The 17,063-nt window shown below is 72.3% G+C and carries 11 protein-coding genes and 1 pseudogene; 3 read left to right on the forward strand and 9 right to left on the reverse strand.

Annotated features, from left to right (window positions below; translation table 11 throughout):
- Positions 1-258: 258 nt before the first annotated feature.
- Positions 259-957, forward strand: a complete 699-nt coding sequence (locus tag IE329_RS40165; RefSeq protein ID WP_194736191.1) for a phytanoyl-CoA dioxygenase family protein — start codon at positions 259-261, stop codon at positions 955-957.
- A 240-nt stretch (positions 958-1,197) separates the two neighbouring features.
- Here the strand turns inward: IE329_RS40165 and IE329_RS25705 are convergent, their stop codons facing one another.
- Both IE329_RS25705 and IE329_RS25710 read right to left on the reverse strand, forming a co-directional pair.
- Positions 1,198-2,103: a S41 family peptidase gene (locus tag IE329_RS25705; protein ID WP_190213349.1), complete on the reverse strand. Its 906-nt coding sequence runs from the start codon at positions 2,101-2,103 to the stop codon at positions 1,198-1,200.
- A gap of 156 nt (positions 2,104-2,259) precedes the next feature.
- Positions 2,260-3,174 carry a DMT family transporter gene (locus IE329_RS25710; RefSeq protein WP_190213350.1) on the reverse strand — a complete coding sequence of 305 codons (915 nt, stop codon included), beginning with the start codon at positions 3,172-3,174 and terminating at the stop codon, positions 2,260-2,262.
- A gap of 129 nt (positions 3,175-3,303) precedes the next feature.
- Here IE329_RS25710 and IE329_RS25715 point away from each other — a divergent pair, with 129 nt between their 5' ends.
- Positions 3,304-4,227 (forward strand): LysR family transcriptional regulator, encoded by a 924-nt coding sequence (locus tag IE329_RS25715; protein ID WP_190213351.1) that lies wholly within the window; start codon positions 3,304-3,306, stop codon positions 4,225-4,227.
- A 1,245-nt stretch (positions 4,228-5,472) separates the two neighbouring features.
- Entirely contained in the window at positions 5,473-7,077 is a 1,605-nt protein-coding gene (locus tag IE329_RS25720; RefSeq protein ID WP_190213352.1) for a glycoside hydrolase, read from the forward strand.
- 1,022 nt (positions 7,078-8,099) lie between these two features.
- Here IE329_RS25720 and IE329_RS25725 read toward each other — a convergent pair.
- From IE329_RS25725 to IE329_RS25755, 7 genes and pseudogenes are all read right to left on the reverse strand, one after another.
- Positions 8,100-8,774 (reverse strand): response regulator, encoded by a 675-nt coding sequence (locus tag IE329_RS25725; RefSeq protein ID WP_190213353.1) that lies wholly within the window; start codon positions 8,772-8,774, stop codon positions 8,100-8,102.
- Entirely contained in the window at positions 8,771-11,350 is a 2,580-nt protein-coding gene (locus IE329_RS25730) for an ATP-binding protein (protein WP_190213354.1), read from the reverse strand. Before IE329_RS25730 ends, IE329_RS25725 begins: the two co-directional genes overlap by 4 nt.
- A 168-nt stretch (positions 11,351-11,518) precedes the next feature.
- Entirely contained in the window at positions 11,519-12,166 is a 648-nt protein-coding gene (gene kdpC, locus IE329_RS25735; protein ID WP_190213355.1) for a potassium-transporting ATPase subunit KdpC, read from the reverse strand.
- Positions 12,167-12,185: 19 nt separating this feature from the next.
- Positions 12,186-14,297, reverse strand: a complete 2,112-nt coding sequence (gene kdpB, locus IE329_RS25740) for a potassium-transporting ATPase subunit KdpB (protein WP_190213356.1) — start codon at positions 14,295-14,297, stop codon at positions 12,186-12,188.
- Positions 14,297-15,958, reverse strand: coding sequence for a potassium-transporting ATPase subunit KdpA (gene kdpA / locus IE329_RS25745; RefSeq protein ID WP_190213357.1), 1,662 nt, complete (start codon positions 15,956-15,958; stop codon positions 14,297-14,299). The genes kdpB and kdpA overlap by 1 nt, the downstream gene beginning before the upstream one ends.
- Positions 15,959-15,960: 2 nt before the next feature.
- Positions 15,961-16,050, reverse strand: coding sequence for a K(+)-transporting ATPase subunit F (gene kdpF, locus IE329_RS25750; protein ID WP_190213358.1), 90 nt, complete (start codon positions 16,048-16,050; stop codon positions 15,961-15,963).
- Positions 16,051-16,383: 333 nt separating this feature from the next.
- Positions 16,384-17,063, reverse strand: a pseudogene (locus tag IE329_RS25755) (DNA-binding protein); the annotation flags it as partial.

Below are 17,063 nucleotides of genomic sequence, written 5' to 3' on the forward strand. Positions count from 1 at the left end.
GCCCGCCACCGGCCTGCTCCACCGCTCCCCCGGCGTCGGGCGGATCGGCGCCGGGCTCGCCGAGCTCCCCGTCGCCCCCTTCCTCGCCGCCTCACGGGCGTTGACCGGCGCCGGCTGAACGCCCGGCGCCGGGCCCCACCCTCCCGGCCCGCCGACCCGGGGACGCCCGACGCCACCCGCCCGGCCGCCGCCCACGCCCCCTCACGGCCGCCCGCTCGCCCGCTCCGCCGCCCCCACCCGCTCCGGAATGAGGACACCATGATCGAGACAGCGACCGCCGCGCCGTCCGCGGCGCACTTCCACCGCAACGGCCACCACGTGTGGCGCGGATTTCTCGGCGCCTCGCAGGTCACCGAACTCCGCACACTGGCCGACGAGCTGCTCGCCGCCGAATCCGCGCTGCACACCCCCGAATCCGTCCGCGTCTTCCAACTCTTCCGCCACGGGGCGGCGTTCGTCGACCTGATGAACGACCCCCGGCTCACCGAGCTCACCGACACGCTGCTCGGCCCGCACGCCCTGATGAACGACCTGAGCCTGAACCGGGTCAACCCCGGGGCGAAGCCCGACCGCTGGCACATCGACTACCCGTACAACGACATGACCCAGGTGGTCGAGGGCAGCCTGCTCGCCCTCCAGTGCGTCCTGCCGCTCACCCCCTTCACGGCGGAGAGCGGGGCCACCGAGTTCATGCCGGGCAGCCACCAGCGCTACAAGCAGCCGCCCCTGACGCCCGGCGGCGCACCGGTCACGGCCGTCGCCGACCCCGGCGACCTCATCGTGCTGGCCGCCTCCACCTGGCACCGGGCCGGCGTCAACCGCACCACCGGGCCGCGCACGGCCGTGCTGCTCAGCTTCACCGAGGCCTGGGTCCGCCCGATGGCCGACGCACCGGAGCCGGGGCCGTGGTCCGGCACCCGGGCGGCGCGGGTCCGGCTGGGCATGGAACGCCCCTGATCCCCTGGCCACCGCGGTCGGCCGCGCCGCCCGACCGCGGCCGGGCCCGGTCACCCCGTCGGGTCCGGGGGCGGCCACCCGACCCGCCCCGGACAGCCCGGGCCGCCGAGCGACCGGAACCGCTCGCCGGCCGCGGCACGCGGCGTCGCACGGCCGGGGCGCCGCGCGCCGTGCTGCCGGGGCGCCGCGTGCAATGCTGCCGGGGCGCCGCGCGCCGTGCTGCCGACCAGGCGGACCGGGTCAGCCGGCCAGGCGGGCGAGGGCCAGCGCGTGCGCCCGGTCGAGCGCATCGGCAGCGGCGCACGGGACGTCCGGCTGCACACCGGTGCCCTCCCAGTTGGCGCCGGAGACCGGGTTGACGGCGCGGCCGACCGGGACGGTGGCCTCCAGGTGCGGGTGCACCGTCCAGCCCTTGCACGGGTGTGCGCCGCCGCGGGTCCGCTCGCCGACGACCACGGCGCGGCCCAGCTGCTGCAGGTCGTACGCCAGCTCCTCGGCGGCGGAGAAGGTGCTGTCACCGGACAACAGGTACAACGGCTTGCTGCCGCCGAAGCGCGCGCCCGGGACGTGCGGCAGGCTCCAGGACTGCTCCCTGCGCTCGCCCTCGCGCCAGTACATGGAGTTCAGGTGGGTGCGCTCGTCCACCAGGTAGCTGCAGACGAAGGCGACCGTGTCCGGGTCGCCGCCCCGGTTGCCGCGGAGGTCCACGATCAGCGCCCGGGCGCGGGAGACCAGGGTGAGCGCGGCGCTCAGCGGTTCGGCGGCCCACTCCAGCGGAAACAGCATCGGCGCCAGCTCCAGCACCGCGACCCCGCCGCCGAGCAGCTCCACCCGGGGCGCACCGCCGAGCGAGGTGTCGAATTCCCGGCGCATGGCGTCCAGGCTGGCCGCCCCCTCCTTCGGGGACACCGGGTCGGCGTGGTGCTTCAGCCTCAGGTGCCGGTCGCCGTTGAGGGACTGCAGGTCGGCGGTGACCAGCCGGGCGAGTTCCTCGGCACCGTCCACGTCGTAGGCACCCTCGGAGAGGCGTCGCCGCAGCAGGCCGGCGAGCTGCTCGGCCACCTCGGGGAAGACGTACTGCTCCGTCAGCAACCGGACCGTCTCGTCGATGACCGGGGCCGGCTGCAGCTGCGTCAGAGTTGTCATGGCAGGGAGTAGAGCACTGCCCTTCCGACAGCGTCAAGCGCGTCGGACCCGACCGGAAGGCCTGGTCAGCCCTCCCCTCGGCACTGCTTAACCCTCGGCACTGCTTCCCCCTCGGCACTGCTTCTCCTTCGGCACGGCTTCCCCCTCGCCGTCGCTTCATCCGATGCTCGCGTCGGAGATCCGCCGCGGTACGGCGGGGCCGGGGCGGGCGGGGCGGGCGGGGCCGGTGCGCCGGCTGCGCGCCAGGCCCACCCCGACGAGCACCAGGGCCATGCCCGCGACGACGCGCAGGCCCACCCGTTCGCCGAGGACGATCGCGCCCAGGCCCACCGAGACCACCGGCAGCAGGTAGCCCACGGTCGCGGCGGTGGTGGGGCCCTCGTCGGCGATGAGCCGGGAGTTGAGGTGGAACGTGACCCCGGTGCCGAGGACGCCCAGGGCGACGACGGCGGCCACCGCGGTGAGGGTCGGGCCCGAGAAGCTCGTGGGGCCGGTGGGAAGAGCCGCCGTGCTCAGGCCCGTCGCGGCGAGGAGTTGGGCCGCCGAGAGGGCCAGCGGGGCGGTCCCGCGGCCGATGAGGTGCCGGGCCATGTAGGCGAAGGCCACCGCGTAGCTGACGGCCGCGGCGAGCAGGGCCGTCACGCCCCAGCCGCTCAGGCCGCCGCGCTGCCAGGGGGCGAAGATGAACACGGTGCCCGCGAAGCCGAGGAGGAGACCGGCCAGCCGGACCGGGCGGATGCCGCGCTCGGTACCCGACACGACCGCGATGACCAAGGACCACAACGGAGTTGTGGCGTTCAGCACGCCGGCCACACCGGAGTCGACGCTCTGTTCGCCGATCCCGAAGAGGAGGAAGGGCAGGGCGTTGCAGAGGAGGGCGGCCACCACGAGGTGGCTCCAGGTCCGGCGGTCGCGCGGGAGACGTTGGCCGCCGGCACGGGCCAGGACCAGCAGGACACCCGCCCCCAGCGCGCAGCGGACGACGGTGATGTGGAGCGGGGACAGACCGCCGGCCAGGGCGAGTTTGATCCAGAGGAAGCTCGATCCCCAGAGGAGAGCGAGGACGGCCATGCGTACCGGGGTTCCGTGCCTGCCGCTGAACACTGTTCGCCTCCTGGTGAGTTCTTCCTTCCGTACGGTGCCTCGCCGGATGCTGTAGGACAAGCGAAAAGATCTGGATTCAGAGTTAAGCTGTGCTACATGCTTGATGTCCGCCGCATGCAGGTGTTGAGGGCCGTGGTGACCAGTGGGTCGGTCACCGCGGCGGCACGGAATCTCGGTTACACCCCGTCCGCCGTCAGCCAGCAGATGGCGGTGCTGGAGAAGGAGGCCGGGATCGGGCTGCTGGAGCGGACCGGACGGGGCGTCCGGCCGACGGAGGCGGGGCGGCTGCTCACCGAGTACGCGGCCGTCATCGGCAGGCACGTCGCCGAGGCGGAGACCGCGCTCGCCGAGCTGCGGGCCGGCCGCACCGGCCGGGTGGTGGTCCGGTACTTCGCCACGGCGGGGGCGGCGATGGTGGCCCCCGCGGTGGCGGCGCTCCGCCGTGAGCAGCCGGGTGTCCAGGTCGATCTCAGGCTGGGCGACGGCGAGGACTCACTGCGGGAGGTGAAGGAGCGTCAGGCCGACGTGGCCCTGCTGGTCCGGCCGCGGAACGGGCTGCCCGTCGACGGCATCCGGTTCGTGCACCTCGCCGACGACAGGTACCTCGCCGTGCTTCCCCGGGGGCACCGGCTCGCCGCGAAGCAGGAACTCGACCTGACCGACCTCGCCGACGAGCCCTGGGTGGGCAGCGACCAGCCCGGCCCCTGCCTGGACCCCGTCCTCGACGCCTGCGCCTCGGCCGGCTTCAGCCCGGACTTCGTCGTGGAGAGCGGGGACTACGCCACGGCGCAGGGGTTCGTCGCGGCCGGGCTCGGGGTGAGCCTGATCCCGGAGCTGGGGCTGGGCAACCGTCACCCTCACGTGGTGGTGCGCGAGATCCGCAATCCGGAGCCGGTCCGGGTGATCTACGCGGCGGTACGGGAGCCGTTGCCCGTCCGCCCCGCCGTACGCAGACTCCTGGACGCGCTGCGGAGCGCGCCCTTCGACGCGTGGGACGCCGGGTCCGAACCCCGGGGCTGACCCGAAGCCGACGCCGGGAGGAGCGGCCGGGCCGCCGGGCCGCCGGGCCTGGCTGTTGCGGAATCCGACGACCACCGCGAGCCGCCGACCGAGCGCGGACACACCTGCCGCTGCGGCGCCGGTCCGATGCCCGCACGACGAGGGGCTGCCGTGGATCGCGGGCTCAGCCCCCGGGGCCGGGCACGCCAGCGCCGGTGTACCGCCGCCGTGTCAGCAGCCCAGCGGGACGGGGTGGCCGACCGGCCTGCCGTGAAGCATCTGCCCCACCGATGGTCGCGCGTCTGGTCGCGCGTCGCCGCCGTAGTCGCCGTGCCGGGCGGAGGACGTGCGGGGTGTCCCGGCAGACCCGGCTCGGAGGCCGGCAGGTCCGGCGGCACGGAAGATCATATCCGATATACCACATCCGACCCAGGGCTTCCGGGTCTTCCCGAGCAGGCACACGCTGCCGCCCGCGCCCCACCCGCACCACGGGAACGACCAGGGCCCGGGATCCGGACGGGCCGCCCCAGCCCCGACGGCGCCACCGAAGCACCTGCCGACAGGACCGGACCGCACCCCGCGGCACGAACGACCGCGCGAGAAACGCGCCGACGGCACCCCTGAGGGAAGCCACCCGGGATCGGCCCGTGGCCGGACCCGCCCACCCGGAGCCCCACCCGGAGCCCCACCCGGAGTACGAAGCCTTCGGCGAGCATCCGACCCCGAGGAAAAAGGCACGGCAACACTCTGGCGTGAATTTCGTATATCGCATAAGTTACGCGGCACGACTCCGGCTGCGGCGCCGACACCGAGCCGCAGCCGACCGGGCCCCGAACGGGCCCCGCACGCACCAGGCCCGGTCCCGGCCGCACCCCACCGAACAAGGAGACTCGCCCGTCACAGCGCCCTACCCCACCAGCCCCACCCTTCCGCACCGAGCCCCCCGGAAACACCCCGCCCGACCACCGCGAAGCCCCCCCCGAACCCCACGGCCCGGACACCGCTGCGCAGCCGACGGCCGGCCCGAACCACCGCTGACGCCCCGAAGTACCGGAGCGCCGCACCCCGGGGCCCCGCACCCGCCGGCCGCACCGGCCCTCACCCCTCCCCCGCGCGGCCGGCTCCGGGACACGGCCGAGCCACCCGGCAACCGCACACCGCCGCGGCCGGGCCCGCACCGGCGTGCCTGCCGACACCCCCGCTCCCCCACGACACCGCCAACACCGGCCCGGCCCCAGCCCGAGCCGTCCCCCATGAAGGAAGACCATGACCAGACCCGAGCCGCACGGCATCAACCGCCGCTCCGTCCTGCGGGGCGCCGCCATCGCCGGTGCCGCCGCCTCCCTGCCGCAGATCCTGATCTCCACCCGCGCGCACGCCGCCGACGACGGCACCGGCGGCAGCTACGTCATCGCCTTCGACGACAACGGGGCGAAGAGGCAGACCATCCTCGGTCTCGGCTTCGAGATCCAGTCCGACTCCATCGGCTCCAACGACGGCCCCACCGACGACACCGTGGTCAGCGGCGTCCCCCTCGACCTGACCGCCGCCGGCGCGTACACCCGCTTCATCAACGACATGCTCAAGGGTGGCCGCACCGACCGCGGATTCCGCTACTGCCGGCTCGCCATGGGCCTCTACCACCGCGGCGTCACCACGGACGGCAAGCGCTTCCAGGACCGCTACACGGACCAGACCAGGAAACTGGCCAAGATGGTCCAGGACGCGGGCATCGAGGGCCTCGGCGTCGAGTACTGGTCCCCCGCCCCCTACTGGAAGAGCAACGGGCAACTCGGGGGCGGACCGAACAGGAATGCGACCCTCGCCTCCTTCGCCCCGACCGATGTCGCGGCCATGGGCGACGCCATGGTCACCGACCTGAACTACCTGGTCGAGAACTCGCGGGAGACCCCGACCTCGCCGCCGAGGCTGCAGATCGCCTGGTGGAGCCTGCAGAACGAACCCAACCAGGGCGCCAGCTACAGCAGCTGCAAGTACACCGACGAGCAGTACCGGGACGTCTTCAACATCGTCGCCCCCAAGATCCGCACGGCCTTCCCCCAGGCGAAGATCCACGCGACCAGCATCAGCGGATGGTGGAACAACCGAGGCTCGGTCCTCAAGAATTCCGCCACCTCCATGCAGTACATCGACGCCTGGACCTGGCACAAGATCGGCGCGGACAGCAACACGCAGATCACCGAGAACTACACCGGCAGCGGCGTGGCCTTCAGGCCCGTCTTCAACAACGAGTTCGAGTACCTGTCGGGGCACGGCCCGGTGACCGACCAAGACACCCTCAACACCGCCCAGTCGATCATGAACTGGATGACCTTCGAGAACTCCCCCACCTGGTGGTGGCTGCACGCCCTCAAGCCCAGCACCGACTCCCTGTCCGAGAACTACGGCCTCGGCACCTGGCGGCCCCCGGGCGCGCCCGTCGACAGCCGCTTCCCCAACCTCCAGCCCGGCGACTGGACGTGGAACCCCCGCAACTGGAACGCCGTCGCCGGCTTCGTGAGGTTCATGCCCTGGGACTCCGTGCGCTACAACGTCGAGGAACCCCACCCCACCGAGGCCGCCGGCGGCCTGAAGACCCACCTGAACGGCACCACAACCCCCGGCGGCATCACCTACCGGCCCAACCAGCGCATCATGGCCTGGAAGACCCCCGGCGACAAACCCGTCTTCGTCGTCACCAACCGCGGCAACGCGAACTACACCTTCACGGTCGACACCCGGACCACCGGCACCTTCCGGGGCTACCGCTACGGCCCCTCCAGCAACATGCTCAGCATCGGCGCGAAGACCGGCACCGCCCTCACCATCACCGTCCCGCCCCTGTCCATCGAGTTCTGGGTCCACGACTGACACCCCGGCCGAGGAAGGACGAAACCCGGGCGGTGGGCCCGGAAACCCGCCCGGCCGGACACCTCCCCGGCCGGGCGGACCCGCCACCCCCACCCCGACGCCCCCGAACCCTGCCGCCCCCTCCCACCCCGGGCCCGCTCCGGCCCGCTCCGGCCCGCTCCGGCCCGCTCCGGCCGTCGATCGATCGTGAGGCAGCCGGACGGGGAGGCGCCTGGCCCCGCCCCCTCAGCGGTACTCACGCAGTCGTGGCCGGACACCCAGCACGGTGAGGGCGAGCACCGCCGTCACCGCCAGGCCGCCGGCCGCGGCGGCTCCCGCCCCGAGCTGGTCGTCGGCGTCGGCGACCGCCCGGTCGAGGGCCCGCTGGTTGATGCGCAGGGTGGCGAAGTCGGCGTCGGCGGAGCAGGAGGTTGGCGGCCTGGGCGTCCATGTCGCTGAGCGCGAAGTGGAGGTCGGCCGCGCGGACGGCCTGCGGAGCCGTCCGGTGGCCGATGGCGTCGATGCCGTCGCGCGCGCCGGCCGGCACCGAGGCGGTGGCGGCGGCGAAGGCGAGGACCGTGGCGAGGCAGAGTGCGGTGAGCCCGCGGACGAGACGGGGCGTGTTCCACCAGGTGCCGGTGAGTACGCGCCGGCGGCGGAGCCGTCCCGGGGCCGGGCGCGGGGCCGAGGTGTTCGCGCCCCGGCCCCGGAGCTTCCCGTTCCCCCGCGGTGCTGGTGCGGGGAGCGCGCGGCGCGGGTACCTGGCCGGTCGCACCGGGGCCCTCCACCCCTGGCGGGCTCGTCCTCCCTGGTACGACCGTTCTGCCCGATGCACCCGACGGCATGGCCGCGCGCCCCCTCACCCGGCCGCCGGATCGGTCACCTGTGGAGCTCCACCGGCGTGGTCACGACCCGCGTCCCCCCACGGGGCGGGTCGTTCCCTCGTCCGCGACGCTATGCCGCCGGAGATCGTCCTCCGGCTTTCCTGACGCTTTCCTGGCGCTGTGGGGGCCGGTCTTGACGCTTCCTTTGCGCCTGGACCTTCACGGCTGGTACCGGTAGCCGATCCCGGGCTCGGTGATCAGGTGCCGGGGGCGGGCCGGGTCGGGTTCGAGTTTGCGGCGCAGGCCGGCCAGATAGACCCGCAGGTAGTTGCCGTGCTCCTGCTGTCCGGGGCCCCAGATCTCACGCAGGATCTGCCGGCCGGGCACCAGCCGGCCGGGGCTGGCCACCAGGATCGCGAGGATCCTCCACTCGGTCGGGGTGAGGCGGACGGGCCCTTCGGGGCCGGTCACCGTGGCCGCCGCGACGTCGATCTCGTGCCCGCCGATGACGGCCCGGGTGGGCACCGGCTCGCCCGGCGGGCGGCGCAGCACCGCCCGGAGGCGGGCCATCAGTTCCTCCATGACGAAGGGCTTGGTCAGGTAGTCGTCGGCGCCCGCGTCGAGGGCCTTGATCTTCTCGGCGGGGTTGTCGCGCCCGGAGACCACGATGATCGGCACGGCGCTCCAGGCGCGCAGGCCGCGGATGATGTCCATGCCGTCGAGGTCGGGCAGGCCGAGGTCGAGCAGGACCGCGCCGGGCAGGTCGTGGCCCGCGAGGTCGAGGGCCTGGGCACCGGTGGCGGCCGTGAGGACGGAGTAGTGCCGGGCATGGAGGTTGATCTTCAGGGCGCGCAGGATCTGGGGTTCGTCGTCGACGACGAGGATGTAGTTCACCCCGTCACCTCGTCGAGGTCCCCGGCCGCGGGCCCGGGTCCGGCGGCGGGCAGGGTGAGCAGCATGGTGGTACCGCCGCCGGGGGTGTCCTCGACGTCGAGGGTCCCGCCCATGGCTTCGGCGAGGCCGCGGGAGAGGGCGAGACCGAGGCCGACGCCGGTGGTGTTGTCGGTGTCGCCGAGGCGTTGGAAGGGCAGGAAGACGCGGTCCCGGTCCTCGGGGGCGATGCCCGGGCCGCGGTCGACCACCCGGACCTCCACCCGGCCCGCGTGGTGGCTCGCGGCGACCAGGACGGGCGCGCCCGGGGCGTTGTGGCGCAGGGCGTTGGTGATGACGTTGGCCAGGACCCGCTCCAGCAGCGGCGGGTCGGCGAGGACGGGCGGGGCGGTGTCGAGGTCGAGCGGCTGGACGGGCGCGTCGGGGTCGGAGAGCGAGTCCATGGCGCGGGGCAGCACCTCGTCCAGATGGGTGGGCGTCAGGTGCAGGGTGAGGGCGCCGGCCTGGAGCCGGCTCATGTCGAGCAGGTTGTCGACCAGCCGGGTGAGTTTGACCAGGGATTCGTCGGCGAGGTCGAGGAGTTCGCTCTGGTCCTCCGGGGAGAACTCGACGTCGGGGCTGCGCAGCGAGCCGATCGAGGCGAGGGCGGCGGCGAGCGGGGTGCGCAGGTCGTGGCTGACGGCGGCGAGCAGGGCGGTGCGCATCCGGTCGGCGGCCTTGATGGGTTCGACCTCGGCGGCGGCGGTGGCGAGCCGGTCGCGCTCCAGCGCGGCGGCGACGTGGGCGGCGAACGCGGTCAGCACGCGTTGGTCCGCGGCGGGCAGCCTGCGCCCGGCCAGGATGAGCAACGCGTCGGCTCCGACCGGGACTTCGGTGATCTCACGGTCGGGCGCCGGGTCGCCCGCCGCATCTCCCCCGGACTCCGTCCGGGGGGTCCCCCATCGCGCGAGCACGTCGCCGCTGGTGCGGTCCAGGAGGGCGACGGAGTCCATGCCGAAGGCGGTGCGGGACTTCTCCAGCAGGGCGGGCAGGGCGTCGGCGCCGCGCAGGACGCTGCCGGCGAGGGTGGAGAGGGTCTCGGCCTCGGCGGTCGCGCGGGCGGCGCGGCTGGTGAGCCTGGAGGCGTGGTCGACGACGGTGGAGACGGTCAGGGCGACGGCGGCGAAGACGGCCAGGGCGATGACGTTGTTGGTCTCGGAGATGGTGAAGGTGTGGACCGGAGGGATGAAGTAGTAGTTGAGCAGCAGCGAGGCGACCAGGGAGGCCATCAGCGCGGAGGTGGCGCCGCCGAGCAACGCGACCGCGACCACGCCGAGTTGGAAGATCAGCGCGACGGTCGTGAGGTTCAGGCCGTTCAGCTGGGAGAGGACGGCGGTCAGCAGGGCGGGCAGGACCAGGCCGGCGGTGTAGCCGGCGACGGTGCGCCGCCTGGAGTGGCGGCGCCCCAGTGACGGCAGGCGCCCGCGGCCGGTGAGCTCGTGGGTGACCATGTGGACGTCGATGTCCTCGGAGGCGTCGACGGTGGTCTCGCCGATGCCGGGGCCGGTGAGGAAGCGGCTGATCCGGCCGCGTCGACTGGTGCCGAGCACCAGCTGGGTGGCGTCGTGCGCGCGGGCGAAGGTGAGCAGCGAGTCCGGGATGTCGTCGCCCACCACCACGTGATAGCTGCCGCCCAGCGATTCGACGAGCTGCCGCTGTTCGGCGAGGTTTCCGGGGGAGGCGCCGGCCAGGCCGTCGCTGCGGGTGATGTGCACGGCGAGCAGGTCTCCGCCGGCGGTGCGGTCGGTGATGCGGGCGGCGCGGCGGATCAGCGTCCCGCCCTCGGGGCCGCCGGTGAGGGCGACCACGACCCGCTCCCTGGTCTCCCAGACCCGGTCGATGTTGTGGTTGGCGCGGTAGTCGCGCAGGCCCTCGTCGACCCGGCCGGCGACCCAGAGCAGGGCGAGTTCGCGCAGGGCGGTGAGGTTGCCGACCCGGAAGTAGTTGGAGAGCGCGGCGTCCACCTTCTCCGCCTTGTAGACGTTGCCGTGGGCCATCCGGCGGCGCAGGGCCTGCGGTGCCATGTCGACGAGTTCGATCTGGTCGGCGCGGCGGACCACCTCGTCGGGGACGGTCTCGCGCTGCGGGATGCCGGTGATCTTCTGCACGACGTCGTTGAGGGATTCGAGGTGTTGGATGTTGACGGTGGTGACGACGTCGATGCCGGCGGCCAGCAACTCCTCGACGTCCTGCCAGCGCTTGGCGTTGCGACCGCCGGGAATGTTGGTGTGCGCGAGTTCGTCCACCAGTGCCACCGCGGGCTTGCGGGCGAGGATCGCGTCGGTGTCCATCTCGGTGAACTCGGCGTCCCGGTAGGTGCGGGTCAGCCGCGGGACGACACCCAGGCCTTGGAGCATGTCCTCGGTGTGCCGGCGGCCGTGGCACTCGATGTAGCCGACCACCACGTCGGCTCCGCGTTCCTGTCTGCGGCGGGCCTCGTCCAGCATCCGGTAGGTCTTGCCGACTCCGGGCGCCGAGCCGAGGTAGACCCTCAGCCTGCCGCGGCGGGTGAGGGTGCCTGGCGTGAGGTCGCGGGGCATGCGCGCTGCTCTTTCCTACGAGGGCGGCCTTGAGACGATCTGTACGGGCAGCACCGGTGCGGTGCGGACTGTTCCGCCGGCGGAACACATGTGCGGGTGACCGGCCCGGGTACGAGGTGTGCTCCCCGTACCCGGGCCGGCCTGCCTAGTCCATGAGCGGATGTGGCATCAGTTCTGCTCGCTGACGGCCCTGTTGAGCAGGACGACGTTGACACTCTCCGCGCCGAGGAAGCCGAGTGAGCGGCCCTCGGTGTACTTGGTGACCAGCGCGTTCAGCTTGTCCGCGGGCAGGTTGCGGGCCTTGGCCACCCGGGCGACCTGCTCCTTGGCGTAGGCGACCGAGATGTGCGGGTCGAGACCGGACCCGGAGGCGGTGAGCGCGTCCACCGGGACGCCGGCCGGGTCCACTCCGTCGAAGGCGGCGACGGCGGCCCGGCGCTCCTCGACGGCCTTCAGCAGGTCCTCGCTGTTGGGGCCGAGGTTGGAGGCCCCGGAGCTCTTCGGGTCGTAGGCGTAGGCGGAGGGCCGGGGCTGGAACCACTTGGGGTCCGGAGCCGGCGCCTCGTCCGGGTCGGCGCCCGTTGTCGAACCAGAAGGGGCCGTCTTCGGGAGGTTGTAGTTCTGGCCGAGCAGGCTGGAGCCGATCTCCTTGCCCTGGGAGCTGACGATCGAGCCGTTGGCCTTGTCGCTGAAGGCGACCTGGCTGATGCCGGTGACCAGCAGCGGGTAGGCGAGACCGAGGATGACGGTCATCACCAGCAGCATCCGCAGCGCGGTGACGTGGGTGCGGACGGAGGTGGGCAGTGGCTTGGGCATGATTGCTGTTTCCTCCGTTTCAGCTCAGGCCGGGGATGAACTGGACTATGAGGTCGATGGCCTTGATGCCGACGAACGGCACCACGAGTCCACCGAGGCCGTAGATCCCGAGGTTGCGGCGCAGGAGGGATCCGGCGTCGGAAGGGCGGTACTTGACGCCGCGCAGGGCGAGCGGGATCAGGCCGATGATGACGAGGGCGTTGAAGACGATCGCCGAGGTGATGGCGGACGTGGGGCTGTGCAGGCCCATGACGTTGAGGTGCCGCAGGCCCGGGTAGACGCCGGCGAACATCGCCGGGATGATCGCGAAGTACTTGGCGACGTCGTTGGCGATCGAGAAGGTCGTCAACGCTCCTCGGGTGATGAGGAGTTGCTTGCCGATCTCGACGATCTCGATCAGCTTGGTGGGGTTGGAGTCCAGGTCCACCATGTTGCCGGCCTCCTTGGCCGCCATGGTGCCGGTGTTCATCGCCACACCGACGTCGGCCTGGGCGAGGGCCGGGGCGTCGTTGGTGCCGTCGCCGGTCATCGCGACCAGCTTGCCGCCCTCCTGCTCCTTCTTGATCAGGGCCATCTTGTCCTCGGGCGTGGCCTCGGCGAGGAAGTCGTCCACGCCGGCCTCGTCCGCGATCGCCTTGGCGGTCAGCGGGTTGTCGCCCGTGATCATGACGGTGCGGATGCCCATCCGTCGGAGCTCGTCGAAGCGCTCCTTCATGCCCTCCTTGACGACGTCCTTGAGGTGGATGACGCCCAGGGCACGCGGCGTGCCGTTCCCTGTCCGCGATGCCACCAGCAGCGGCGTGCCGCCGGCGGCGGAGATCCCGTCGACCAGCTCCGCGACGTCGCTCCCGACGGTGCCGCCCTGCTCGGTGACCCAGTTGGTGACCGAACCGGCCGCGCCCTTGCGCACCGACTGCACCACGCCGCCCTCGTCCAGGTCGACACCGGACATCCGGGTCTGCGCGGTGAACGGCACCCAGGTGGCGTGCTCCAGCTCGCCCTGGGCACGGGCCCGCAGGCCGTACCCGGTCTTGGCGAGCACCACGATCGAGCGTCCTTCGGGCGTCTCGTCCGCGAGGCTGGACAGCTGCGCGGCGTCCGCCAGCTCCTCGACGGTGACCCCGGCGGCCGGCCGGAACTCGGCGGCCTGCCGGTTGCCGAGGGTGATGGTGCCGGTCTTGTCGAGCAGCAGGGTGTTGACGTCCCCGGCGGCCTCGACGGCGCGACCGGACATCGCGAGGACGTTGCGCTGCACCAGGCGGTCCATGCCGGCGATGCCGATCGCCGAGAGCAGCGCGCCGATGGTGGTCGGGATCAGCGCGACGATCAGCGCGACCAGGACGACCACGGGCTGCGGGGCGCCGGCGTAGGTCGCCATCGGCTGCAGGGTCACGACCGCGATCAGGAACACGATCGTGAGCGAGGCCAGCAGGATGTTGAGCGCGATCTCGTTCGGCGTCTTCTGCCGGGCGGCGCCCTCGACCAGGGCGATCATCCGGTCGATGAAGGACTTGCCGGGCTCGGAGGCGATCTTCACCACGATCCGGTCGGACAGCACCTTGGTGCCGCCGGTCACGGCCGAGCGGTCGCCGCCCGACTCGCGGATCACGGGGGCGGACTCGCCGGTGATCGCCGACTCGTCCACGGAGGCGACGCCCTCGACGACGTCGCCGTCCCCGGGGATGGTCTGCCCGGCCTCGACCACCACGTGGTCACCGAGCCGCAGGGCCGTTCCCGGCACCTCCTCCTCGGCCTGCGAAGCGGGCCAGTCGGTGAGCCGGCGGGCCATCGCCTCGGTCTTCGCCCGGCGCAGGGTCTCCGCCTGCGCCTTGCCACGGCCCTCGGCGACGGCCTCGGCCAGGTTGGCGAAGATCGTGGTCAGCCAGAGCCACACGGTGATCGCCCAGGCGAACACGCTCGGGTTCGCGACGGCGGAGACGGTGGTGACCACCGAACCGACCTCGACCACGAACATGACCGGGTTCTTGTACATGACGCGGGGGTCGAGCTTCTTGACCGCGTCGGGCAGCGCGGCGACGAGGAGCTTCGGGTCGAGAAGGCCGCTGGCGACTCTGTGGGGCGCCTGCGCCTCGGTGGTGTCAGCCGGTGCTGGGGTGAGAGTGGACGACATCAGTGCAGACCTTCCGCGATCGGCCCGAGAGCCAGGGCCGGGAAGTAGGTGAGGCCGACGACGATCAGGACGACGCCCGACAGCAGGCCCACGAACAGCGGCTTGTGGGTGGGCAGGGTGCCCGGGGTGGCAGGAACCGGCTGCTGCCGGGCGAGCGAGCCGGCCAGCGCGAGCACGAACACCATCGGCAGGAACCGGCCGAACACCATGGCGAGACCGAGCGCGGTGTCGTACCAGTCCGTGTTGACGGTGATGCCGGCGAACGCCGACCCGTTGTTGTTGGCGGCCGAGGTGAAGGCGTACAGCACCTCGGAGAAGCCGTGCGGACCGGAGTTGAGCATGCCGGCCCGCTCGCCGGGCAGCGCCGTCGCGACGCCCGCGCCGATCAGCACGATGCTCGGAGTGGTGAGGATGTAGAGGGAGGCGAACTTCATCTCCCGGCCGCCGAGCTTCTTGCCCAGGTACTCGGGGGTCCGGCCGACCATCAGACCGGCCACGAAGACCGCGACGACCGCCAGGATCAGCATCCCGTACAGGCCTGAGCCGGTACCGCCGGGCGCGATCTCGCCGAGCATCATGTTGAAGATCGTCAGGCCACCGCCGAACGGTGTGAACGAGTCGTGGAAGGAGTTCACCGCGCCGGTGGAGGTCAGCGTCGTCGAGGCCGCGAAGAGGCTGGAGGCCGCGATGCCGAACCGCTGCTCCTTGCCCTCCATCGCCGCGCCCGCCGCGTTCAGGGCCGTGCCGCTGTGCTGCGCCTCGGCGAAGGTGACCAGCGCCGCGGAGGCGACCCAGAACAGGCCCATCACGGCGACGATCGCGTAGCCCTGGCGGTTGTCGCCGACCATCCGGCCGAAGGCCCGGGGCAGGGCGAAGGGGATCACCAGCAGCAGGAAGATCTCCAGCACGTTGGTGAAGCCGGTCGGGTTCTCGAAGGGGTGCGCGGAGTTGGCGTTGTAGAAGCCGCCGCCGTTGGTGCCCAGCTCCTTGATGACCTCCTGGGAGGCCACCGGGCCGCCAGGGATCGACTGCGGGTCGCCGGCGAGCGTCGCCACCTCGTGGAAGCCGTGGAAGTTCTGCACCACGCCGTTGGCCACCAGGACGAGCGCGAAGACGATCGCCAGCGGCAGCAGCAGGCGCAGGCAGATCCGGGTCAGGTCGACCCAGAAGTTGCCGACCCGGTCGGTGCGGTTGCGGGTGAAGCCCCGGATCAGGGCCGCCACCACGGCGATGCCGACGGCGGCGGAGACGAAGTTCTGCACCGCCAGGCCGGCCATCTGCACCAGGTGGCCCATCGCGGACTCGCCGCTGTAGGACTGCCAGTTGGTGTTGGTGACGAAGGATATCGCGGTGTTCCAGGCCTGGTGGCCGGGCATCTGCGGGACGCCCAGGTTCAGCAGCAGGAAGGTCTGGAGGCGGATCAGGCCGTAGAGGAAGAGGATCGAGACGGCCGAGAAGGCCAGGACCGAGCGGAGGTAGACCGGCCAGCGCTGGTCGGCGTCACCGTCGACGCCGACGAGGCGGTAGATGCCGCGCTCGGCCTTGAGGTGCTTGGCTGTGGTGAGGAGTCCGGCGATGTGGTCGCCGAGGGGGCGGTAGCACAGGGCCAGCGCGCCGACGAGGGCGAGAGCCTGCAGCCAGCCCGCGAGAGTGGAGCTCATGATCAGAACTTCTCCGGGTAGACCAGCGCCAGAACGAGGTAGCCGACGAGCGCGACGGCGACGAGGAGACCTGCGACGTTCTCGGCGCTCACAGCTTCTCCACCCCTCGCGCGATCAGGGCGATGACGGCGAACACGGCGACCGTGACACCGACGAAGATGAGATCGGACATGGGCTCCACCCAAGTGCTTCAGGGGCCTGGCCGTGTCGGTCCGAAGGCCGGCACGGCGCCGGCGGCAGGCCGGCAAGAGCAGCAAAGCAGCCGGTCAGGCCGTTGTGAGCCGTCCTGACGGGCTCCATACGGGCACTCCCCCGACCTTGACGCGTCCTTGATGCCGGCGTCACACGCCCGGGCCTGAGGTTGCCCGGAAAGGGTCGGGCCCCGGGCAGCGAGGGAGCTGCCCGGGGCCCACGCACGAGAGGCGTCAGACCTTCTCGGACTCCGGGACGGCCTTCTTCCGCACCGGCTCGCCACGGCGCACGGCACCCGGGGCGCGGCGGGCCGGGCGGTCGGCCCTGGGGGCCGAGGAGAGCTGCCAGGGCACGCTGATCACCATGACACCCGCCGTGAACAGCAGGCGGCTCTTCAGCCAGAGCGCGGACTGGTTGTGCAGCAGGTGCTCCCACCAGTGCCCGACCACGTACTCCGGGATGAACACGGCGACGGCGTCACGCGGGTTGCCCTGCCGGACGCCGCGGACGTACCCGACGACCGGCTTGGTGATCTCGCGGTACGGCGAGTCCAGCACCTTCAGCGGTACCTGGATGCCGGACTCGTCCCACTGGGCCCTCAGCTCGTCGGTGGAGTCCTGCTCGACGGCGACGCTGACGGCCTCCAGGGTGTCCGGACGGAACGCCTCGGCGTAGCCGAGGGCGCGCAGGGTGGGCTTGTGCAGCTTGGAGACCAGCACGATGCCGTGCACCCGGGACGGTCGCGCCGACTCGGCCTGCGGGTCCTCGACGGCCAGTTCCTCGGCGACGGTGTCGTAGTGCCGGCGGATGCCGCGCATCATCAGCCAGAGCACGACCGCGGCGACCACGGCCAGCCACGCGCCCTGGGTGAACTTGGTCAGCAGCACGATCACCAGCACCAGCGCGGTGGTGA

The sequence above is a fragment of the Kitasatospora indigofera genome, from assembly GCF_014655955.1.
GTDB classification, from domain to species: Bacteria; Actinomycetota; Actinomycetes; order Streptomycetales; family Streptomycetaceae; genus Kitasatospora; species Kitasatospora indigofera.

Coding starts and splice junctions, on each gene's coding strand:
- IE329_RS25720 (WP_190213352.1), top strand. CDS start 5,473: ATGACCAGACCCGAGCCGCACGGCATCAACCGCCGCTCCGTCCTGCGG.
- IE329_RS25710 (WP_190213350.1), bottom strand. CDS start 3,174: ATGGCCGTCCTCGCTCTCCTCTGGGGATCGAGCTTCCTCTGGATCAAA.
- kdpA (WP_190213357.1), bottom strand. CDS start 15,958: ATGAGCTCCACTCTCGCGGGCTGGCTGCAGGCTCTCGCCCTCGTCGGC.
- kdpC (WP_190213355.1), bottom strand. CDS start 12,166: ATGCCCAAGCCACTGCCCACCTCCGTCCGCACCCACGTCACCGCGCTG.
- IE329_RS25715 (WP_190213351.1), top strand. CDS start 3,304: ATGCTTGATGTCCGCCGCATGCAGGTGTTGAGGGCCGTGGTGACCAGT.
- IE329_RS40165 (WP_194736191.1), top strand. CDS start 259: ATGATCGAGACAGCGACCGCCGCGCCGTCCGCGGCGCACTTCCACCGC.
- IE329_RS25730 (WP_190213354.1), bottom strand. CDS start 11,350: ATGCCCCGCGACCTCACGCCAGGCACCCTCACCCGCCGCGGCAGGCTG.
- IE329_RS25705 (WP_190213349.1), bottom strand. CDS start 2,103: ATGACAACTCTGACGCAGCTGCAGCCGGCCCCGGTCATCGACGAGACG.
- kdpB (WP_190213356.1), bottom strand. CDS start 14,297: ATGTCGTCCACTCTCACCCCAGCACCGGCTGACACCACCGAGGCGCAG.